At 58.3% G+C, this 21,022-nt stretch carries 20 protein-coding genes and 1 tRNA gene; 11 read left to right on the top strand and 10 right to left on the bottom strand.

Annotation, left to right across the window (positions count from 1 at the left end):
• Window positions 1–88: 88 nt before the first annotated feature.
• The 3 genes from ACILRN_RS04160 to ACILRN_RS04150 all read right to left on the bottom strand — a co-directional run bounded on the left by ACILRN_RS04160 (window position 89) and on the right by ACILRN_RS04150 (window position 3,314).
• Window positions 89–163, bottom strand: a tRNA-Glu gene (locus ACILRN_RS04160).
• A 53-nt stretch (window positions 164–216) separates the two neighbouring features.
• A complete protein-coding gene (gene recJ / locus ACILRN_RS04155; protein WP_395685841.1) occupies window positions 217–2,013 on the bottom strand; it encodes a single-stranded-DNA-specific exonuclease RecJ in 1,797 nt (598 codons plus the stop codon).
• A complete protein-coding gene (locus ACILRN_RS04150) occupies window positions 2,010–3,314 on the bottom strand; it encodes a homoserine dehydrogenase (RefSeq protein ID WP_395685839.1) in 1,305 nt (434 codons plus the stop codon). The genes recJ and ACILRN_RS04150 overlap by 4 nt, the downstream gene beginning before the upstream one ends.
• Before the next feature lie 178 nt (window positions 3,315–3,492).
• On the opposite strand from ACILRN_RS04150, the gene ACILRN_RS04145 reads away from it, so the two are divergent.
• The 4 genes from ACILRN_RS04145 to ACILRN_RS04130 all read left to right on the top strand — a co-directional run bounded on the left by ACILRN_RS04145 (window position 3,493) and on the right by ACILRN_RS04130 (window position 8,640).
• Window positions 3,493–5,304, top strand: a complete 1,812-nt coding sequence (locus tag ACILRN_RS04145; protein ID WP_395685837.1) for a PHA/PHB synthase family protein — start codon at window positions 3,493–3,495, stop codon at window positions 5,302–5,304.
• Window positions 5,301–5,888 carry a c-type cytochrome gene (locus tag ACILRN_RS04140; RefSeq protein ID WP_395685836.1) on the top strand — a complete coding sequence of 196 codons (588 nt, stop codon included), beginning with the start codon at window positions 5,301–5,303 and terminating at the stop codon, window positions 5,886–5,888. The genes ACILRN_RS04145 and ACILRN_RS04140 overlap by 4 nt, the downstream gene beginning before the upstream one ends.
• A gap of 580 nt (window positions 5,889–6,468) precedes the next feature.
• Window positions 6,469–8,223 (top strand): solute carrier family 23 protein, encoded by a 1,755-nt coding sequence (locus tag ACILRN_RS04135; RefSeq protein ID WP_395685834.1) that lies wholly within the window; start codon window positions 6,469–6,471, stop codon window positions 8,221–8,223.
• 51 nt (window positions 8,224–8,274) lie between these two features.
• A complete protein-coding gene (locus tag ACILRN_RS04130; protein WP_395685832.1) occupies window positions 8,275–8,640 on the top strand; it encodes a thiol-disulfide oxidoreductase DCC family protein in 366 nt (121 codons plus the stop codon).
• Window positions 8,641–9,384: 744 nt separating this feature from the next.
• On the opposite strand, the gene ACILRN_RS04125 is transcribed toward ACILRN_RS04130, so the two are convergent.
• From ACILRN_RS04125 to rplM, 3 genes are all read right to left on the bottom strand, one after another.
• On the bottom strand, window positions 9,385–10,623 hold the full coding sequence (locus tag ACILRN_RS04125) for a sodium/glutamate symporter (protein ID WP_395685830.1): 1,239 nt from the start codon (window positions 10,621–10,623) through the stop codon (window positions 9,385–9,387).
• 995 nt (window positions 10,624–11,618) lie between these two features.
• Window positions 11,619–12,113: a 30S ribosomal protein S9 gene (gene rpsI / locus ACILRN_RS04120; RefSeq protein WP_395685829.1), complete on the bottom strand. Its 495-nt coding sequence runs from the start codon at window positions 12,111–12,113 to the stop codon at window positions 11,619–11,621.
• A gap of 2 nt (window positions 12,114–12,115) precedes the next feature.
• Window positions 12,116–12,580, bottom strand: coding sequence for a 50S ribosomal protein L13 (gene rplM / locus ACILRN_RS04115; RefSeq protein WP_395685827.1), 465 nt, complete (start codon window positions 12,578–12,580; stop codon window positions 12,116–12,118).
• A 196-nt stretch (window positions 12,581–12,776) separates the two neighbouring features.
• Between rplM and ACILRN_RS04110 the strand changes: the two genes are divergently transcribed.
• The 5 genes from ACILRN_RS04110 to ACILRN_RS04090 all read left to right on the top strand — a co-directional run bounded on the left by ACILRN_RS04110 (window position 12,777) and on the right by ACILRN_RS04090 (window position 16,803).
• On the top strand, window positions 12,777–13,493 hold the full coding sequence (locus ACILRN_RS04110; RefSeq protein ID WP_395685825.1) for a hypothetical protein: 717 nt from the start codon (window positions 12,777–12,779) through the stop codon (window positions 13,491–13,493).
• A complete protein-coding gene (locus ACILRN_RS04105; protein WP_395685823.1) occupies window positions 13,490–14,284 on the top strand; it encodes an enoyl-CoA hydratase in 795 nt (264 codons plus the stop codon). Before ACILRN_RS04110 ends, ACILRN_RS04105 begins: the two co-directional genes overlap by 4 nt.
• Window positions 14,281–14,817, top strand: a complete 537-nt coding sequence (locus ACILRN_RS04100; RefSeq protein WP_395685821.1) for a CoA-binding protein — start codon at window positions 14,281–14,283, stop codon at window positions 14,815–14,817. Before ACILRN_RS04105 ends, ACILRN_RS04100 begins: the two co-directional genes overlap by 4 nt.
• A 65-nt stretch (window positions 14,818–14,882) precedes the next feature.
• A complete protein-coding gene (locus ACILRN_RS04095) occupies window positions 14,883–15,455 on the top strand; it encodes a cytochrome b (protein ID WP_395685819.1) in 573 nt (190 codons plus the stop codon).
• Window positions 15,456–15,525: 70 nt separating this feature from the next.
• Window positions 15,526–16,803, top strand: coding sequence for an O-acetylhomoserine aminocarboxypropyltransferase (locus tag ACILRN_RS04090; RefSeq protein WP_395685817.1), 1,278 nt, complete (start codon window positions 15,526–15,528; stop codon window positions 16,801–16,803).
• Window positions 16,804–16,814: 11 nt separating this feature from the next.
• Here ACILRN_RS04090 and ACILRN_RS04085 read toward each other — a convergent pair whose 3' ends face one another.
• A complete protein-coding gene (locus ACILRN_RS04085; RefSeq protein WP_395685816.1) occupies window positions 16,815–17,879 on the bottom strand; it encodes a COX15/CtaA family protein in 1,065 nt (354 codons plus the stop codon).
• A gap of 100 nt (window positions 17,880–17,979) precedes the next feature.
• Between ACILRN_RS04085 and ACILRN_RS04080 the strand changes: the two genes are divergently transcribed.
• On the top strand, window positions 17,980–18,189 hold the full coding sequence (locus ACILRN_RS04080; RefSeq protein ID WP_395685814.1) for a DUF2842 domain-containing protein: 210 nt from the start codon (window positions 17,980–17,982) through the stop codon (window positions 18,187–18,189).
• An 84-nt stretch (window positions 18,190–18,273) separates the two neighbouring features.
• Here ACILRN_RS04080 and ACILRN_RS04075 read toward each other — a convergent pair whose 3' ends face one another.
• The gene (locus tag ACILRN_RS04075) at window positions 18,274–18,627 is read right to left on the bottom strand and encodes a hypothetical protein (protein WP_395685812.1); all 354 of its coding nucleotides are present in this window, start codon (window positions 18,625–18,627) and stop codon (window positions 18,274–18,276) included.
• A 232-nt stretch (window positions 18,628–18,859) separates the two neighbouring features.
• Between ACILRN_RS04075 and ACILRN_RS04070 the strand changes: the two genes are divergently transcribed.
• Window positions 18,860–19,015, top strand: a complete 156-nt coding sequence (locus tag ACILRN_RS04070; RefSeq protein ID WP_395685810.1) for a hypothetical protein — start codon at window positions 18,860–18,862, stop codon at window positions 19,013–19,015.
• A 320-nt stretch (window positions 19,016–19,335) separates the two neighbouring features.
• On the opposite strand, the gene ACILRN_RS04065 is transcribed toward ACILRN_RS04070, so the two are convergent.
• Together ACILRN_RS04065 and ACILRN_RS04060 are read right to left on the bottom strand one after the other, a co-directional pair.
• Window positions 19,336–19,929, bottom strand: a complete 594-nt coding sequence (locus tag ACILRN_RS04065; protein ID WP_395685808.1) for a GNAT family N-acetyltransferase — start codon at window positions 19,927–19,929, stop codon at window positions 19,336–19,338.
• The gene (locus tag ACILRN_RS04060) at window positions 19,926–20,336 is read right to left on the bottom strand and encodes a ketosteroid isomerase-related protein (RefSeq protein ID WP_395685806.1); all 411 of its coding nucleotides are present in this window, start codon (window positions 20,334–20,336) and stop codon (window positions 19,926–19,928) included. The genes ACILRN_RS04065 and ACILRN_RS04060 overlap by 4 nt, the downstream gene beginning before the upstream one ends.
• Between the last annotated feature and the right edge of the window lie 686 nt (window positions 20,337–21,022).

The following is a 21,022-nucleotide window of genomic DNA, read 5'->3' as shown; positions in this document are numbered from 1 at the left end:
TGCCGCACCGTTTTGCATGCAGTGTCTTCAGCACCGGCATACGCAATGGTGAAAAGCCAAGACGGCAGGCCCAGCGGAACTGGGTGGATGGCGCGCCCTACGGGAGTCGAACCCGTCTTTGCAACGTGAAAGGCTGCCGTCCTAACCGATAGACGAAGGGCGCCTGCGCTCGTAATGCAGCCGCTCTATAGGGGGGTTCGCCTGGCTTGGCAAGACTCAGGCCACCCGTGCGACATCTTCAATATGAAGCGAGGGGCTGCGACCGCCGGACCAGTCATCGATGACCAACCGGCCAGCGATGTGCAACGGCATCTGGCGCTCCGAAAGCAGCAATTCGCCCATTTCCGTACCCATGGCGCGGAAGGCCACGGCCTTGAGGCGCTTGCCGTCGGCGGCGGCAAGAGTACATCGGATATGGCTGGCCCCTGCCACATCGGCATAGACCACGCGGTGGGCCGGAAAGGCGAACACTGGGGCGGCATGCGCCGCGCCGTAAGGGCCTGCCTGTTCCAGAAGCTCGATCAGTTCAAGACTGGCCGCTCCCGCAGTCAATGCAGCGTCGATGGCGAGGACCTGATCCTGAACTGCCAGCACCTGGGGGCCCAGCCGATCCTCGAGAAAGCCGCGCAGGTCGGCAAGCCGTGCCGTCTCCACCGTCAGACCCGCCGCCATCGCGTGGCCACCACCCTTGGTGACGATACCGGCCTCGAAGGCCTCGCGAACCGCTCGGCCAAGATCGACGCCGGAGATCGACCGGCCAGAGCCCGCTGCGAGCCGTCCCTCGCGATCCTCGGCCAGCACCAGGCTCGGCCGGTGGAAGCGCTCCTTGAGGCGGGCTGCCGCGAGCCCCACCACGCCCGGATGCCAACCACGGCCGGAAACCACCAGCACCGCAACTCGCCTCTCCATACCCAGCATGGCATCAGCCTGCACCATGGCCTGATCAACGACAGCGAGTTCAATTGTCTGGCGCTCACGGTTGAGCCTCTCGAGTTCCTGCGCGATCTGCGCCGCCTCGCCCTTGTCTTGCGTCGTCAGCAGGTCGAGTGCGAGCCCGGCATTGCCGATACGGCCTGCCGCATTGAGGCGCGGGCCCAGGAGAAAGCCCAGCGCGTAGGTGTCGGGGCGGCGCTTCAGGCGGGCCACATCTGCAAGACAGGCGAGGCCAAGGTTCTCACGTCGCGCCATCACCTTCAAACCCTGGGTGACATAGGCACGGTTCAGGCCCTTGAGAGGCACCACGTCGCAGACCGTGGCGAGGCTCACCAGTTCCAGCCATTGCAGCAAGTTGGGTTCCGGGCGAGATGGCCCGTACCAACCGAGCCGCCGCAGCTCCTTGCTGATGGCCGCTATGAACATCATGGTAACACCGGCTGCACAGAGATAGCCCAGCCCTGAGACGTCATCCTGGCGGTTTGGATTGATCACCGCATGCGCCTCGGGCAAGTGTTCGCCTGCCTGGTGATGATCGACGATGATTGTGATCAGACCCAGTTCCGCTGCACGCGCCAGCGGGTCATGCGCCATCACACCGCAGTCAAGCGTCACCAGCACCGCTGCGCCTTCAGCCTGCAGCGCCTCGACAGCGCGTTGCGACGGGCCGTAGCCTTCAGTTAGCCGATCGGGGATGTGGACGCGGCAGGAAGCGCCAACCGCTCGCAGGAACAGGCTCAGGATTGCCGCCGATGACACGCCATCCACGTCATAGTCAGCGATAACGCCTATCTTCTCTGCCGAGATAATGGCAGCCGCGAGCCGTGTCGCACCCTTTTCCAGATCGAGCAGTGCAGAAGGGTGCGGCATCAGGCTGCGTATCGTCGGGTTGAGAAACGCCTCTGCCTCATCTGCGCCAACTCCACGTGCGGCCAGCACGCGGGCGACGATTTCGGGCAAGTCATGGCGCTCGGCGATTGCAGCGGCAGCGCGCGGGTCTTCGAGCCTTGCCAGCCAGCGGCGTGAAGTGGCCGAACGTTGCACGCCCAGAAACGCGCGCGGACTTGTGCTGCTGCTCAAAGCCTCTCGATCCGGATCATGCGCGGCCGACTGGCCACATGACCATCCGCTTCGATGCGCTCAAGAGCAGCGCGCATGTTACGTTCGACCGTATTGTGGGTGATGAGAATGAAAGGCGCAGTGGCGCGAGGTGCATCCGTCCCGGACGTTCCGCGCTGAACGATGCTTTCGATCGATATATGCTCGTCGGCCAGACTGCGAGCTATGGCCGCCACGGCGCCCGGCTTGTCGAGCAAGCTGAGCGCCACGTAGAAACCGCCCTCATGAGCCCGTGGTGGAGCCGCTTCATATGGCCGCAAGTCATGGGCAGGGACGCCGAACACAGGGCGGCGGCTGCCACGCGCAATGTCGATCACATCTGAGAGCACGGCCGAGGCGGTGGGGTGAGCTCCGGCGCCGCGGCCTTCCAGCATGAGGTCGCCCACGAAATCGCCCTTCACGACCACAGCATTGAACACGCCATCCGTCTCGGCAACCGGCGAGCCCTTGGGGACGAGGGTCGGGTGAACCCGCTGCTCGATGCCCTGCGGACCCGACACCGCCACGCCCAGGAGCTTGATTTTGTAGCCCATGTCAGATGCGTTACGGATATCGTCCAGCGTGATCTTCTCGATGCCTTCGATATCGATGGCGCCAAGATTGACCTCGACGCCAAAAGCCAGCGCGGTGAGAACGGCAAGCTTGTGGGCGGTATCGAAGCCACCGACATCAAAAGTGGGATCGGCCTCAGCATAACCCAGCGACTGCGCCTCCTTGAGCACATCGGCGAAACTGCGGCCCTCCTCAGCCATTTTGGTGAGGATATAGTTGCAGGTGCCATTGAGAATGCCGAACACCTTGCCCAGCCTGTTGCCAACAAGCCCCTCCCGGATGGTCTTGACAACCGGTATGCCGCCAGCAACGGCCGCCTCGAAATTGAGCGCCACGCCCTTGCCTTCCGCGAGCCGTGCGAGCGCTGCGCCATGATGGGCCAGCAGCGCCTTGTTTGCGGTCACAACCGGCTTGCCGGCGCGCAGTGCCGCCTCGACCGCTGCCTTGGCCGGCCCTGCCTCACCCCCAATCAGTTCCACGAAAACATCGACGGACGGGTCGTTGGCAAGCCTGACCGGATCATCATGCCACGTCAGGCCCGAAAGATCATGTCCGCGGTCCTTGCCCCTCGAACGGGCAGAGACGGCACAAAGCTCAATGGGACGTCCGGCCCGCGCAGCAATCAACTGCTTGTGCCGGGCCAGGATGTCCAGCACCCCGCCCCCTACAGTTCCAAGACCCGCAATTCCCAGCCGCAACGCCTCTGTCATCCCAACCAACCCGCCAAAAAGAGCTCAAACTCCTGATGTGAGGGCTCTTATGACCGGAGACCGGCAGGATGGCAAGGAAGGCCCCGAAATCGTTACTGGGCAACCCTCCGGAAGGTGAATTTGCCTTTCCTGCCGATCTCTTTACAGTTCCGCCATAATCGCCGGCCAAGAGCAGACCATGCCAGAAACGCAGCAGACGCCATCGCCCTACACCCTCGCGGATCCGGTCCGGTTCGCAGAGAACATGGCCAAGGTGTTTGAGCATGCAGCTGCCATCGCGCGCATGCTGGCCGAGCGCCCCAAACCGGTGTTGCAAGAAGCCGAAACCCAGCTTACGCCTATGGATCAGGTTGCCAAGACACTGGGAGCTGTGGCTCAGTCCTATCTGAGCGACCCACAAAAGCTGATGGACGCCCAGATGCGGCTTTGGAACGCCTATGGCCAGGTCTGGCAAAATGCCTGGTCTCGCGCGCTGGGCCAGCAGCCTCAGCCAGTTGCCACACCGATCCGAACCGACAAGCGGTTCAAGGACAAGGACTGGCAGGAGCATGCCATCTTTGATTTTCTGAAGCAATTCTACCTGGTCTCCGCCAGTTGGGCCCAGGAAATGGTGCAGAAGGCCGAAGGAGTCGACGAACATACGCGCCACAAGGCCCGCTTTTATGTCGAGCAGATCGCCAATGCGCTCTCTCCCAGTAACTTTGCCATCACCAATCCCGAGGTATTGCGCACCACACTCGCCACCAGCGGCGCCAATCTGATCGAGGGTATGAAACACCTGCAGGAAGATCTGCAGTCCTCCGGCGGCAGGCTGCGGATCAAGCAGACTGACATGTCGGCCTTTGAGATCGGCCGCAATCTGGCAACCACGCCTGGCAAGGTTGTGTTCCGCAACGACACCTTCGAACTCATCCAATATGCACCCAGCCAGGCCGAGACCTATGCCTACCCACTGGTGATCTTCCCGCCGTGGATCAACAAATTCTATATCCTCGATCTCAATGAGAAGAAGTCATTCGTCAAGTATGCCGTTGACCAGGGCCTCACGGTGTTCATCGTATCCTGGGTCAACGCCGATGAGCGTCAGGCGCGCAAGAGTTTCTCCGACTACATGCGGGAGGGATTCCTCGAAGCCATCCAAGCCGCGCTCGACGCCACCGGCGCGGAGAAGGTGAACGTCATCGGCTATTGCATCGGCGGTACGCTGACGGCTGCTTCGCTGGGCTGGATGGCTGCGCAGAAGGACAACCGCGTCAACGCCGCGACATTCTTCACCACCCAGGTCGATTTCGAGAAAGCAGGCGACTTGCTCGTCTACGTAGACGAGGAGCAGGTCAAGTGGATCGAGGAGCGGATGAGGGACAAGGGCTATCTGCCTGGTGAGCGCATGGCAGAGGCCTTCAATCTCCTGCGTTCAAACGATCTCATCTGGTCATATGTCGTCAACAACTACATGCTCGGCAAGGAGCCGATGCCCTTCGACCTGCTCTACTGGAACGCCGACTCAACCCGTATGCCTGCGGGTGTACATTCCTTCTATCTGCGCGAATGCTACATGAACAACGCTTTGTCGCAGGGCAAGATGGTGCTCGACAATGTCCGCATCGACCTCAAGAAGGTGAAGCTGCCGATCTACAATCTCGCCGCCCGTGATGACCACATCGCACCGCTTGCCTCGGTGTTTCGGCTGGGCCGCTATTTTGGCGGGCCAACGCGCTTGGTGGTTTCGGGATCGGGCCACATTGCTGGCGTAGTTAATCCGCCGGAGGCCCGCAAATATCAGTACTGGACCAACGACGCGGGAGCCACAAGCCTTGAGGACTGGCTCAAGGAGGCCACGGAGACCCAAGGCTCATGGTGGCCAGACTGGGCAAAATGGATCAAGGACAAATCCGGACCCAAGGTGAAGGCCCCGGAGCCAGGCAGCGGCAAGCTTAAACCAATGGAAGATGCACCAGGCAGCTATGTGCGGGTAAGATCGTCATCATGAAACTGATTCTTCTGACAACCGTCGCAGTCATGCTTGTCGCAGGCCCCAGCCTTGCTCAGGACGATGCCGCCCTGATTGCCGAAGGCAAGCGTCTGAGCGAGATCAACTGTTCTCGCTGCCATAATCTTGCGAGCGAGGGCGAGAGCCCGCTCACCGACGCTCCGCCTTTTCGTGAAATAGCGAAGAATTATGACCACAGCGAGTTGGTGGATAGCTTCATGGAAGGCTTGGCAGTGCGACATCCGCTGATGCCGGACTGGGACGTCACCGAACCTCAGGCGGAGGCGCTTGCCGCGTTTGTCCTGAGCTTCGGCGGTGGCACCAAGGCCGCCAGCGATCCCGCAAGTCAGGGTTTCGATCTGGTCCGCAGCAACTGCGCCCGCTGCCATGCAATTGATGCCACAAGCCAGTCGCCAGAGCCAAAGGCGCCCGCCTTCCGCGATGTCGTCAGGAGATATGATCCGGCCGCGCTGGAAGAGGCGCTGGCGGAAGGGATCATCACAGGTCACCAGGACATGCCGGAATTTACCTTTGAGCCTGACCAGATCACTGCAATCGTCGCCTATCTCGATACGCTGAAGTGAGAGAGACTGCAGCCTCCCCGCCCATCCCTGGCTAAACAAGCAACATGACCAGGTCGTTCCGTATTTCTACTGATTGAGTTTGTCGACGATTGCCCGCCAACATTCCGCTTGAAAGCCAGAGTTGGGGTTGAGATGGGAATTTGGCACGAACTGTCACGCTCCACCCGGGCGGACTGGGAAGCGATACCCGTAAACGCATATTGGTTGGCGAGATCAAACCAATGATCAGCAATCAGATTACGGAAATCCTGACGCCCCGTGGATGCAGCCGGATCACTGGCACCCCGCCCATTACCCTCAATCTTTGGTCCCATGCACATGCGTGGGTCTTCAGTCCGCAGTATGACGAAGAAACAAAGACAACAAGAGCTTGCAACCGCGCCCGCCAGAAAGCGGGAGGCATGACCATTGCAATTTCCGATTCAGACTGGGCCCCGCCTGATGGGTCACGGTTCGTCTTAAGAGCTTGGCTCGCAATGAAAGAAATGAGCGATTAGGCAAGCGATGCAGCTCCCACCCAAGGTAAGTATCTGAACATGACGGCGGCGGTCCAGACTCCGCCAAAAAAGGACGACCCCAAATGCCTAAGCGACCCACCAATCTGCTATTCGCCAATGATGAAATACCGCCACTTCCGAGCATCGCGATACTTGCATTTCAGCATTCGGCCATCGTTCTGATCAATCTGGTCTATATCGTGATCATTACCAAAGCCTTGGGGTTGAACAACACCGAGCAGCTAGGTGTAATTTCGTCAACACTGCTGATCTGTGGACTGGGCACCATCCTGCAGGCGCAGTTTGCTAGCAAATTCCTGATCGTGTTCCATCCAAACCCAATCTACATCCCCTTGATCATCGCGGCTGGCTTGTCGCAAGGCCCCAGCGGAATCTTGGTCCTGATTGTGACCGCCGGCCTGATGCAGAGCGTTTTCGGCTCAGCCGTCCAGAGGCTGAGAGTTCTTTTTCCTCCCGAAGTCTGCGGCGTAGTGGTGATCATGCTGGGTGTGTCGCTGCTGCCAGGTACTTTGCGGGGCATCGTGGTACAGGATGGCAATACCGTCGCACAATATGTGGACTATAGTGGCCTCATCATTGCTGCGGTGACTCTTGCCGTAGCAGCGATGTCAACGGTCTGGTTGAAAGGATCAGCGCGATACTTCGCACTTCTGCTCGGGTGTGCCGCCGGCCTTGTTGTGGCCTACCTGACCAACCACTGGGAATTCGCGAGGATCGCTCCGGAGTTTCATGGTACGGTTTCGACAAACAATGTCGAGTGGTACATCGCCAATCAGGACAAATTCATTTCAGCGCCCCTGTTTGAACTACCGGCACTGCATTTCCCCGGCTTTGTCTTTTCCCCGGGCCTGATACCGATTGCAGTGATCGTTGCTATCGTTGTGGTCGTCGATGAACTCGGCGTCCTGATCGGCACCGAACGGCTCGACGACGCGGACTGGCGTAAGCCCGACTTCCGCAAGATATCGCGCGGACTGCAGGCTTCCGGTTTGTTTTCTGCAGTCTCTGGCCTGGTGGGCGGCATGGCTGTTGGCATGTCATCAGCAAATCTGAGCCTTGCCTATGCAACGGGAGTAACGTCACGCATAGTTGCGCTTGCTACTGGAGGCATGCTGGCAGTGGTGGCATTCCTACCATACTTCCTGAGCATGCTCCGTACCCTTCCAGATGCCGTTCTTGCAGGCCTGCTATTTTACGCTGCGACCTATTTTGTGGTCTCAGGGGCTGAATTGGCTCTCTCACGCATGATGTCGCCGCGCCGGGCGCTCGTAATCGGAATATCGACGGGTGCCGGCATTTTGGTGCAGGCAATGCCATTGATCACAGCAGATGCCCATGGCACGTGGCTGGAGCATGTGCTGGCTCCGATGACGCTGGGTACGGTATTGGCAATCATTCTCAATCTCGTGATGCGAATCGGCATCACGCAGACTGAAACAGTGGAGCTGAAGCCCGGGGACAGCGGCGCGGAGATCAGCGAGAAGCTCGAATTGCTGGGCGAGATCTGGGGCCTGCATCGCGCTACAGTAGGACGAGCTGGCGGTGCGATGAATGAGATCGCCGAATTGTTCACAACTATGGCAGATGGTCCGGTTACCTGCCAGATCAGGCACAACGAACTCTATTTGCTTCTCATTTTCAACTATGAGGGCCGCGCCCTGTCACGGCCTGACAAGGCGCCGACACTCGAGGAGCTTGAAAGCGACGGTGACGGCCTCGCTAACATGTCTGGGTGGATCATCAAGAAGCTCTCAGACCAGGTAAACGTCGAGAGCAATGGCAAGCAGCAAACTGTGACAATTTCCTTCGAATGCTGAACCATGGCGATCCAGCCAATCCGGCTGTCACAGTCTGTCGTAGCAACACCCATGAGAACTTCTGAAACGCCTGAATTGACCGTATACTTCGACGGTGCCTGTCCGGTTTGCCGCCGCGAGATCGGCTTCTACAGCCGACGCACGGGAGAGGCCGTAAGCTATTGCGATGTCGCAACGCAATTCACCCCTACGCCAGATCTCTCCCGCGAGGCGGCCCTTGCCCGCTTCCACGTGAGACTCCCAGACGGCAAGCTCTTGTCCGGCGCAGCAGCCTTTCTTGCCCTGTGGGCCTGCACACCCGGGTTTCGGTATATCGCGAGGCCCCTGTCCGCCCGCCCCGTCGTGATGGGGCTGGATGTCATCTATGCCCTATTCCTGAAGCTGCGGCGGCTGTGGCGCCCCCAAGCCAATGGGTGAAAGTAAAAGTCACCGTGCCACCGCAGATCAGGACGTAATTAGGCTAACTCTCACGATCGCCGTCCTTTACTCGACCTTGTCGCTCTCAATCCTCGAAGTACCCGAGACTTGTTATTGTACCCATCTTTGCCCGTGAAGGACGGGATACGCCGCTGAAGATACATGGTCGAAAGGAACGTTTTTGGCCTATCTGGCTGTGGGGACCTCGCCATAATATCCGTTGAATGTCTCGATAAGCGGATTCCGGTCCATCATTCGAGGCGGCAGGCCATCCAGTGAGAGAGTCTTGGAGTTCGCGTTCTGGCTGTTTGCTGTAAACAGCTTTCGAAATTGACCTGCTCTGCCTCCTTATCCCCACGACCGCTGTTCACCAGTTGCTGTTTGCGATACCGCGCCTGATCGCGCCAGCATACCGCAAAATCGTTTGGATTTCTTGCGTTTCTGTTGGTTTCATGACGTCGCACACCAACAAGGCGTCCTAAGGAAGTTGCACGACCAGTCGCTCATGGCCCCTAACCAATGGTCAAAATGGCGCCCGGCAAGGTAGATCAAGCAAAACCGGTCGGCAGCACGAATTCCGGACCTGGCACAATCGAAGATGTCGGCGCGTGCATGTACCTGTACGACCGCAATGTCAGAGGCATCAGAGCGAGGTCGTGCATGTCTTCTGTGGTTTCGGCGCCATCTATCCCTTTTCCCCCACCGAACTCGCTATGCGCATCCTGTACTCCCACCGGCGTTACCTCATCCACCACCCGTGGCGGATCCGAAAGCGAAAAATGGCAGCGCCAGAAACGCCTTGGCAAGCACTGCATTGGCCAGATCGACAAAAAAAGAACCTGACAAAGTTATTAGCAAAAAGGCCTTGGGTGATGGACCATACCGGCGGCCGATCTCATCCATAGTCGCCAATGCCACTGGCATGGACGAAAGGCCAAACCCAAGAAATCCGCCGCACGTGACCGCTGCATCATAGTCCCTCCCCAGGAAGCGGAACAGGACAAAGTAAGCAATCATCACAGTGACGATGATCTGGACAACTGTATTGATGGCCAGCGGCAAAAGAACCGTTGCCACCGCCGCAAGCGGCGTGGCCATCAGAGCAATCACAAGAAACAATTGAAGGGCAATTGCGCCACAACGCTCTATCGAAATCAGATCAAGCTTGAGTTTAATGACGTCAGCTAGGTTCGTAATGAGAACACCTGCAAGCATAGCCGACAGAAATCCAGGCAGCAGGATACCTGTTTGCCCCGAAAGTCCGTTGAGCACCTCGCCAATCAGAATTGCAGACGCAAAGATCAAAAAAGTAAATAGAAGTCCGTCATTTTCATCGGTCGCAGGGGGCGCTACAGCCGGCGACTGATCTGGTATTGCAAACGTGATGCTGTCTGTGTCCTCAAACCGACCATGCAGCCCGTGCCTCCGTACGATCCAACCCGTAACCGGTCCAGAAACTATTGCGCCAGATATCACAGCCAGAGTGGCTGCCCCCAGTCCCACAACATGAGCATGCTCCAGGCCTTGAGCCTCCAGTTCCTTGGCCCAAGCCATCGCTGTGCCTGGCCCCCCAACAAAGGATAGCGAACCCGCCAAAATCCCGTAGGCGGGATGCGCACCCCAGAGAGCAGCAAGTAAACTGCCCGACGCATTCTGTGCGATGAGCGCAAGCAGCGTGACGCCACAGAGTAGGATTAGGGCAAAACCGCCATGACGCAGCGCTGCAAACTTTGCAGACAACCCGATGGCCGCAAAAAACACCAAAAGCAAACTGTCGCGCAATGCCGTGCCAAAACGCACATCCAGATCCACAAAAACATGAAGGAGCAGGACCACCAGTGCAACCATCAAGCCCCCAATTACGGCATTGGGCATATCGATTTGCCGCAAGAACGGAGTGGCCTGTCGGGCAAATCGACCAAGAAAGAGGGCAATCAACCCAATCAACAGCGTGGACACTTCATTCAAAACTACGCTCTGCATGGCGTTTTCTACCCAAAGTAACTATAATTGTACGCATGCTTACACATGTTTTGCCGAACCGTCGACTCATGTCAGTCGCCGCCATGTAAGTAGGCTGCCAACAAGCAAGTGATGGATTTCGAGCTCCTCGAAAGCAGTTTCACTTCCATATATATATTGATGCAGATCTCAAGCATCCCTGTAAACTTTCGATCACTTACTCGAAAGGACAACAATGGATGAACCCACGATACTCATCAAAGCAGCGAGGATTGCTTGATCGCCTTCCTGAGCAAAGGTCTCTTGGCAGTTTGTGTCGGGACCTTTGGATAAAACCTCATCTCGTATGAGCTTACTCGCTGTTCTGCTGTATCGATAAGCACAAGCTGCAGGGTTCCAGCTACGTCTATTATCCAGACTTGAGCACGCATCATCCAAATGCCCACTCCATGCGCAGGATGGCCTGCGAGGGCCTCACCGTGCAGTCTGTCGCCTCCTTCGTTCCTGGCTACGTGGTGTAAAAATTCCATCACCACTGTCGACAAGCCAAAAGGTGTCGGGGCTTTAGGAAGCAGATGTCGTTCCTACCAGAATAGGTTGGCAGATACCGCCTCAGCGCTCCCACCACGAAGTGACGGCGCCCTGACTGCTGCACCCTGTCGGTTGCGTTTGCAAGGTCTGTCTCGCACGTCGCGCGCCGCACATAGCCCTTGGGACCCTCGATCCTGGTGCACACGTGCCAGACGAGATCGATGAGATCGATCAGATCGTAGTGCTGACAGAACGTTATTCAACCATCCAGGATCTTTGTATGGTTCCTGGCAGGCACCAAGAGATAGTCTGAGAACTGAGGCGCTTCTGACGTATCGAACTGTACCAAAAACTTGCCAATGCACCGCGTCGATACCCCGGTGACCGCAATCCCTGTTTGATCGCGCGTACACGATGCGCAGCAAAAGATAAGGGGCTGCCCGAAGGCAGCCCCTTGATAAGCAGAGAGAAAATTACTTCCGCGGTTAACGCTTCGAGAACTGGAAGCTGCGGCGGGCCTTTGGATGACCATACTTCTTGCGCTCGACCATGCGCGGATCGCGTGTGAGAAAGCCCGCCTTTTTCAAGGCAGAGCGCAACTCCGGCTCGAAGTAAGTAAGCGCGCGCGCCAGGCCGTGGCGGACAGCGCCCGCCTGGCCGGAAAGACCACCGCCAGCCACCGTGCACTCGATATCGAGCTCCGTAGCGCGATTTGCGGTCAACAGCGGTTGCTGTACCAGCATGCGCAACACTGGACGCGCAAAGTACGTCTCGATCGGCTTGCCGTTCACGGTGATCTTGCCTTTGCCGCGCTTGATCCAGACGCGCGACGTCGCATTCTTGCGACGGCCAGTTGCATAGGCGCGGCCCTGAGCGTCAAGCTTTGGCTTGACAGGCGCCTGGGCGGCACCGCCTCCGGCAGAGGCCGGAGCGACGCCCATGGCCTGGCCGAGGTCTGCGAGGGATTTGCGTTCAGCCATTGTCAGCCTCTCACCGCATTCTTGGGATTCATTGACTTGATGTCGAGCTGCTTCGGGTTTTGCGCCTCGTGCGGATGGGCGGCACCACCATAAATCTTGAGGTGCGTCATCTGCTGGCGCTTCAGAGGGCCTCCCGGAAGCATACGCTTCACCGCGAGTTCGAGAACGCGCTCAGGGTGCTTTCCCTCGAGAATCTTGCCAGCGTTACGCTCCTTGATACCGCCCGGAAAGCCAGTGTGGTGGAAGTAACTCTTTTGCTGGCGCTTCTTGCCGGTGAAGTGGATCTTCTCGGCGTTGATGACGACCACGTGGTCGCCACAATCCATGTGCGGTGTGAATGTCGGCTTGTGCTTGCCGCGCAACCGATTGGCAATGATCGAAGCAACCCGGCCCACAACCAGGCCATCAGCGTCAATCAGCACCCAATCCTTCACGATGTCCTTGGCTTTCGCCGAATAGGTTGTCATCCGAATATCTCTAGTGTTTGGGGTCAACTATCGCGGCGTGATTAGGTGTGGCTCTGCGGGGTGTCAAGAAAAACCCGACAGCACAAGCAAATTTTTATTGCGGTATCCTGATACCTTATCATGCGGCAGGAAAAGCCAGATGGCCCTTTCACCCGTTCGCCGCTTGCCCTAAGCTCGGATGCTTCGGATCGGTGCCATGAAATCGTCTCTCCACCAAGCTTTGGCAATAGCAGCCCTCACCGCAAGCCTGATCGGGCCGGCGACGCAATGCTGCGCAAACGAGGGCGGGTTGACGGCAGAGGCGGCGACCCCGCTCGAAATTCCCGGCCAGCAGCCACCGACTGCACAGGCTCAACCAGAACTGTCCCCCCTTCCAGTGCCAAGCCCGGATCTGGCCGACCCGGCCGTGGATGGCATGCCAGAAGATGGCGATTCTCCTTCTGCCAGCGATGTGAGCATCGGCGAGATTCCCACTATCGAAATCATGGAACTGACGCCAGACATCGCACGGCGGGCGCTGGACAGCTATATCGCCGCCAAGGATAAATATGCCGATGCGGATTTCGAGCAATTCGAGAATCTCGAAGACTTCGTCGATCAATCTGCCGATGGGAAGAATTTCGCATCAGATGTGCATGCTGCCGGCTTTGCGACAGTCTCTGACTGGAACCTGGCCGTCACCACGCTTGGGCTGACCTATAGCAGCGTAATTGATGACCAGTCTGCTGACCTGATGCTGCAGATCGAAGAGATCGAAGGTGATGACCAGCTCGCCCAGGACATGAAGGACAAGATGATCAAGGCGCTCAGGGCGCTGATACCGTCGGCCAACAACAAGAAGATTGTTGAGGAGATGATGGCTGATCCGGTTTATGGCGAGCGCTTAAAGCAGCTCGACATTGAAGAAGAATGACTGGCCTGCTCGATGTCTCACGTTGCGAGGGCGTGCTTTGGCTCACCCTCAATGATCCGGAGAGCCGCAACAGTCTCTCTGAGGGCATGATGGCTCTCCTGGGCCGGCAGCTTGCTGCGGCTGCCGACGACCGGTCGGTGCGCGTCATCGTGCTCGCTGGCGCAGGGCCTGTCTTCTGCTCTGGTCATAATCTGAAAGATATCACCGCCCACCGTTCCGACCCTGACAGAGGTGCGGCATATTTCTCTGCCCTGTTCGATAGCTGCGCCCAGCTCATGATGGCCATTGTGCAGCATCCAAAACCTGTCATCGCCGAAGTGGCGGGGCTGGCCAGTGCAGCTGGCTGCCAGCTTGTTGCCAGCTGCGACCTCGCAATCGCTGCCGATACGGCGCGCTTCTGCACCCCCGGCGTCAACATCGGCCTGTTCTGCTCGACACCGATGGTGGCGCTGTCCCGAAACATTCCGGCCAAGCACGCGATGGAAATGCTGCTGTCCGGGGATGTGTTTGACTCCGCCGATGCACAGCGCATGGGGCTGGTCAACCGCGTGACGGCGGCAGAGGAACTGCGCGGCACGGTATCAGCCCTCGCCGTCCGCATTGCGTCGAAGTCCATGGCCACGGTGCGGATCGGCAAACAGGCCTTCTACCGCCAGCGTGAGCTGCCGCTCGCCGAAGCCTACGCATACGCCTCCAAGATCATGACGGAGAATCTTCTTCAGCGTGACGCGGAGGAAGGAATTGCTGCGTTCATTGCCAAGCGTCCGCCGAGCTGGGAAAATGACACTTGAACCACGATAACTACTCTCCCGAGTACATACGCGGAATTCTGAAGTCCGTTCGGACGATTGCTCTGGTCGGGGCCTCCAGCAATCCTGTCCGGCCTTCGTACCTTGTCATGAAATATCTTATCGATAAGGGCTACCAAGTGTTTCCGGTCAATCCTGCGCTGGCTGGCCAGACTATCCTTGGACAAGCCGTCTTTGGCCAGTTGAAAGACATTCCAGACCCCCTCGACATGGTCGACATCTTCCGCAATTCGGAGGCGGCTGGCGAAGTCATTGATGAGGCACTGAGCCTCCAGATAAAACCAAAGGTGATCTGGATGCAGCTCTCCGTGCGCAACGACGCCGCGGCCGCGCGCGCCGAACAGGCAGGCCTGCTTGTGGTTATGAATCGCTGTCCAAAAATGGAATATGGCAAGCTCTCCGGGGAATGGGCCTGGGTGGGCGGCAATTCAGGGTTGATTTCCTCCCGTCGCCAGACACTCCACGAGAGCGGCCGGCTTCAGAGTCTTGGCCTGGGGCCTGGAAAGACCAGTTGATCTATCGCAATGCCCGGCTGGCTCCTATCTCTCAAAGAACACGAGTGATTTCTGGAGTGTCTGGCATGTCGCCTGAAGTTTCACGCTACGACCGGCTGTCAATCCTGACCCACTGGGTCACGGCAGCGCTGATGATCTTCATGATGATCTTCGGAGAGGCCCTGATGGGGTCCGGCTCGGAGGGAGAAGGGTTTGAAGAGGCCGGCGAGTTGGCGTCGGGTGTGCTTGGCCCATCGATTCACGTCAGCCTTGGCGCAGCGATCCTGGGGCTCACCGTATTCCGGATTGCCTGGCGGTTGGCCAATCCAGCGCCGCCCTATCCACCCACTCTGAGGCGTTATGAACAGATGCTTGCCAGAGTGACGGGGGCAGTCTTCTATCTGCTATTGATTGGCATACCCGTCACCGGATGGTTTGCTTTCAGCGGATACGTGGCTGAAGAGCCTGCCATGGCTGCAGTCAGGCTGTTTGGTGTCATGCCGCTCCCACCCGCTCCATTCAGGGTTCAGGACGCCAAGGATATCCACGAGATCGGGGGAAATGTCGCGATCCTCCTGACGGTTCTTCATGTGCTGGCGGCTCTCAAGCACCAGTTCATCGACCGGGATGGAACGCTGGGACGTATGCTGCCTCATTGAAAAACACTCAATTGTGATTTTCAGGCCGCCGCGATAGAGTTTCGGCTTTCACCAAACAGGGGAGACGAAAATGGCCGAGAAGAAACCAGGTTTTGACACTCTCGCACTGCACGCGGGCACCGCTCCAGATCCCGCGACGGGAGCACGGATCACTCCCATCTACCAGACGACGGCCTATGTCTTCAATGACGTGCAGCATGCCGCCGATCTGTTCGCCCTGAGGGCGTTCGGAAATATCTATACCCGCATTATGAACCCGACACAGGGCGCTCTTGAGGGAAAGGTGACTGCACTCGAGGGTGGCACGGCAGCGCTTGCCGTGGCCTCGGGCCACTCGGCACAGCTCCTGGCGTTCCACACCATCATGCAGCCGGGCGACGAGTTTGTCGCCGTCCGTCAGCTGTACGGCGGATCTATCAACCAGTTCAGCCACTCCTTCAAGTCATTTGGCTGGCATGTCGTCTGGGCTGATGCCGAGGATATGTCGTCAATCGAGAAAGCACTTTCACCCAAGACCAAGGCGATCTTCATCGAGTCGATCGCCAATCCGGGTGGCCGCATCACCGACATCGCCGCGGTCGCCGCCATCGCGCGAAAGGCGGGGGTGCCGCTCATCGTCGACAACACCCTGGCAACCCCTTACCTCTGCCGACCGATCGAGCATGGCGCCAACATCGTCTTGCACTCGCTCACCAAGTTCATGGGCGGGCATGGCAATTCGATGGGTGGCATCATCGTTGACGGCGGCAATTTCGACTGGTCGAAGTCTGGCCGCTACCCGTTGCTCTCAGAGCCCAACGCATCATATCACGGGCTAAAGCTGCATGAGACGTTCGGCAATATTGCCTTTGCAATCGCTGCGCGGGTGCTCGGCCTGCGCGACCTCGGCCCGGCCATTGCTCCGATCAACGCCTTCCTGATCCTGACGGGCATGGAAACACTGGGGCTGCGCATGCAGCGCCACTGTGACAATGCGCTCAAGGTCGCACAATGGCTCAAGAAGGATCCGCGAGTAGCGTGGGTAAACTACGCTGGCCTTCCCGATGACAAGCATCACGCGCTTGCCAAGAAGTACTGCCCGAAGGGTGCCGGCGCGGTCTTCACATTTGGTCTCAAGGGCGGTTATGACGCTGGCGTGAAGGTCGTGTCGTCAACAAAGCTACTCTCCCACCTGGCCAATGTTGGCGACACGCGCTCCCTGATCATTCATCCAGCCTCGACGACCCACAGCCAGCTGAGCCCCGATCAGCTGAAACTTGCCGGTGCTACGCCGGACGTCGTGCGGCTATCGGTCGGAATCGAGGACGCCGAGGACATCATCGCCGACCTCGATCAGGCCATGGGCTGAGCGGACTGGGATCAACTGCGAATGGCCGGGGAGCGCTCCGGCCATTCACGTTTTTCGGAGCCTTCCTGCGACAGGAGTCGATGCAGGTTCCACAAAGTGGATGCAAAGACGATCAGCGCGCCCCCCTGGTGAGCAAGACCCAGCCACAAGGGTACGGCCCAGAGAAGCGTCCAGATACCCAGCACCACCTGAAGCCCTACCGCCACAAGCATGATCAGGCTCTCCCGGCTTCGAACCATATAGGCATAAGACAGCACGGCCAGCACGATCACATAGGCGAGGGTGCGATGGACAAACTGAACCGTGAGTGCGTTCTCGAACAAGTTCCTCCACCAGGGCTGGCTCACGAAAAGACCGTTTGGTATGAGGGAGCCTTCCATAAGCGGCCATGTATTGTAGCCGAAGCCCGCATCAATGCCCGCGACGAAACCTCCTGTCGTAACCTGCAACAGCACCAGCCCAGCCAACAGCAAAGCCGCCCACTCGCGCGGCTGGCGGGGCACTTGGCGGCGCACATCAAGGCCCAGGGCGACCCACAGGATCGCGCCAAAAATCACCGTGGCCAGGCTCAGATGGGCTGCCAACCGATACTGACTGACGTCGACCCGATCAATGAGCCCAGAAGCCACCATGTACCAGCCCAGCGCACCCTGGAGCCCGCCCAGCACAAACAACGCACCACAGCGCCACGCCGTCTTTGCAGACAGCGCACCAGTCACCGCGAAGTAGGCAAATGGCAAGAAGAAGGCCAGGCCAATGATGCGGCCGAGGAAACGATGGCCCCATTCCCACCAGTAGATGAATTTGAATTCTTCAAGGCTCATGCCCTTATTGACGAGTTGGTACTCCGGAATCTGCCGGTATTTGTCAAAGGCCTGCAACCAGTGCTCCTCGGTCAGGGGTGGAATGGCGCCAAGCAGTGGCTGCCATTCGGTGATCGACAGGCCGCTGTCGGTAAGCCGGGTAGCACCGCCGACGATCACCATGACGAAAACGAGAGCTGCCACGCCAAGAAGCCAGGCCCGCACAAATGGACGTGCCGAAGACTGCCGCTGGAATTCTATGCTAGTAATCATGACCAAGCGACATACGGGTGAGGGCCACGGTGGTTCAAGTGATGAAGCGCCGCATGCCGCGCTTCTTGCCTCGGGCAGGATCGGACATTAGATCAGCCTGATGAATCAGCGAGCTCGCAAAGCTGTCGGCACAGCAGCAATCGTGGCTTTCGTCATCTCCTATGCTCTGGCGATGATGGCAATTGGGGGCGAGGTGGCTGTCGGGCGCGGGCTGCCCGCCGAACTCGCCTTTTTCGCCATAGCCGGGCTGCTCTGGTTGCCAGTGGTGATGGCAATCATCCGCTGGATGACCCGACCCGATCCCAATTGAAGGACGTCGCGAGTTGGTGCCCCCGGCCGGACGAGGCATCAACCGGCCGCTTTCTTGGGCATTTTCTTCAGATGCAAGCCTGACCTATCGCAAGGCTGGCGAGTCATCCTCCGCCCAGCAGGCACGCAGGCCGCGGCCAGACGTTATCAGGTTATCATTGGCGGCTGCGGCTGACGAAAGCGCCTCTGACGGCCATTCAAAGGTCAGGCCGGCGATCTTGAGGCAACTGACACCTGGCCGTTCAGGCCTGCCCTGCTGCGACCAGGACTCTGCTTCCCGATGATTTGCGCCGGCAACCAGACTGAGCAGGGCAAGTCCATCATCACGGCTCAAACTTACGGTCAGAGCCCCCTTTGTACCCAAATCTCTCAGCGCATCCGTGAGAAGCATCGAGGCCCGAAGAGCAGCAACGAGAACAGGGTCGATTTCCATAAACATCGCCAATCTCCTTCTTCTCTGATTGATGTTTCTACTTACGTAGTTTCCGAAACGCACGGAGTTTCTCGACAACGCGACACCGGATTTCACCGATGGTTAACCAGGCAAGGGAAACGCGACAGACACCGTAAACCAATGGTTTCAGAAAAAGCTTGGATTGCCGCAGAAGAGTTTGCTTCTTGAACAGACTCAGTTGTTACAAACGATACCACAAACAGCTGTTGGGCGCGTAATGAGTAAATCTCCGAAATCTGTGGCAAAGAGAGGCAGCATCTATGCTGCCGGCTATGCTGCAATCGCTGGCGCCATGGCGTGCATCATCATGGCCACGCTCGCTCTGGCTGCTGAACCCCTACTGAAGCTTCTGAGCAGCGCCCTGCCAGTGTAATGGCCAAGGCCAGCACGCGCCCACGTCAGTGACACCCTCCGATGGCCTATAGATGGTCGGAGCGACCGGATTCGAACCAGCCACCCCAATCCCCCAGAAAACGACCGATCCATAAGTCATTGATTCCGAACGACACTAGAGACTGATTACTCACGTTCAGTTCCGTTGCTGAGCCATCTTCCCATCGTGCCATATAGGGGAAAAGTCTCAGATCAAGATATTGGCGAGTATTTGACATAGGGGGAATGAGACACTCCGTCTTTTGCCCCAAGGTTTACGCCGTGGCGCCAACGGAGCGAAGCGCGCTGATGCCTCACGGCCTATAACTCCCGCATCCAGAACTGCAGCGCCTTTTCGGTCTCAGCAACTTCACCTAAGTCCCTCCAGCTGAACCGGGCCACTACACCCGGCAGGGTAGCATAGCCGCGGCGCATCCAGAACGAGGTGTTGGTGCGGTAGACGGCGGGGCGTGCCGGGTGGTCGTCGGGGCGGATCACTGAACAGAAGGCGACATGGGTCCGGCCTAGGTCGCGGGCGTGGGCCTCGCGCAGGTCGATGAAGCGGTGACCAAGGCCGATGCCGCGATAGGGCGGCAGAAGGACCGATTCAGCGCCATAGAGTATCTTCTCCAGTGGGATGCCTAGCGCGGTGAACGGGGCGGCGAATTCAGGGGCGTGATCCTCCATCGGGGTCGATGTCGAGGCGCCGATCAGCCGCCCCTGATGGAAAGCCCCGACCAGAAGCGCGTCAGGATTGTCGCGATAGGTCGCCAGATACTGCCGTTCGTAATCCAGCGTGCCGTCGTACAGATAGGGCCAGTCACGGAAGACGCTGATCCGCAGTTGGGCCACCTCGTCCAGCGCGGTCTCCAGGTCGCCTCCCCGCAGCGCGCAAACGTCGATTTCCTCGATCATCTCGAGACCTGCGCGATCCAGTCGTTCAGGTTGTAGAAGGTGGTGATCCGGGCGATCTTGCCGCTTTTCACCTCGAAAAAGCCGCCCGCGGGTAGGACATAGGTCTGCCCTTTGGCCTCGGGCAGTCCCGGGTCGGTTTTCAGATATTCGCCATGCACCATGAATTCTGCCGCTGCGCGGGTGCCGTCATCATTGGCGAAGAGCACCAAGTCCCTCAGTTGCTCGCGGTAGCTCACGCCCATATGCCCGCAGAATTCCGCGAATTTCGCCTTACCGATCCGATGCGCGCCTTCGTTGACGCGGTGTTCGATGTCATCGGTCAGACAGTCCAGCATCCCCGCCGGGCTTGCGGCATTGAAGGCGTTGTAATATCGGCGGATCAGAGCGATGGTATCGGCATGGGTCATGGCGTCTCCTTTGGGATTCGGGGGACAGTAGACTCCCCCGCTGGGCTTTCCAAGCCGACGGGCACAGATAACAGGTTTCACATCTGGTTTCAGCGACCTACAAAAGGCGGCTTCCCGGGCAAAGGCCAAGCTGATCGTCTGGATTCCGAGCGTTTGTCCAGATTCCCGCAAATCTCTTACCACTCCAACTGGACAATTCGCCGACTGGCAGGGAACTATATGTCCGGCACAATCCGTTACCGGAACCCAGACAGACAACTCTAGCGAGGTTCTGCTGCGGGGTCCTGAAGTTGGCTCGCGATAACCCAGTTTGCGGAAAATGTCTGCCGCCTGTGGCTACGCCAGAGATTGCTGTGTGGGGCTTCAATGGGGAGCTTCGATAATTGCCCACCGTCGACCCCCGAAAGCTATGGCTTTAGTCCAGAGTGCAAGCCACATGGCATGAATGGATGCATTGGAGCCGCACACAAAGCCCCGAGAAACCACGAAATTGCTCCTGGCATTCTGGATCTCTACCATGCCACGTCGACCCCATTAGGTCATTGATGTTAATATGTTTTATATAGTTGCTATATTTCTCAGCCGATCCGGAGGTCCAAGCAAGATTACCGCAAAGTTTCCATGCGGTTTATAAGTAGAGTAACCATCTTAATGTCTTTAACTGTGACGTCTTCAATCTGTAACAG

Origin of the sequence: Aestuariivirga sp., from assembly GCF_044238155.1 — a bacterium.
Classification (GTDB): domain Bacteria; phylum Pseudomonadota; class Alphaproteobacteria; order Rhizobiales; family Aestuariivirgaceae; genus Aestuariivirga.
This window is presented reverse-complemented; position numbering and strand designations above follow the sequence as displayed.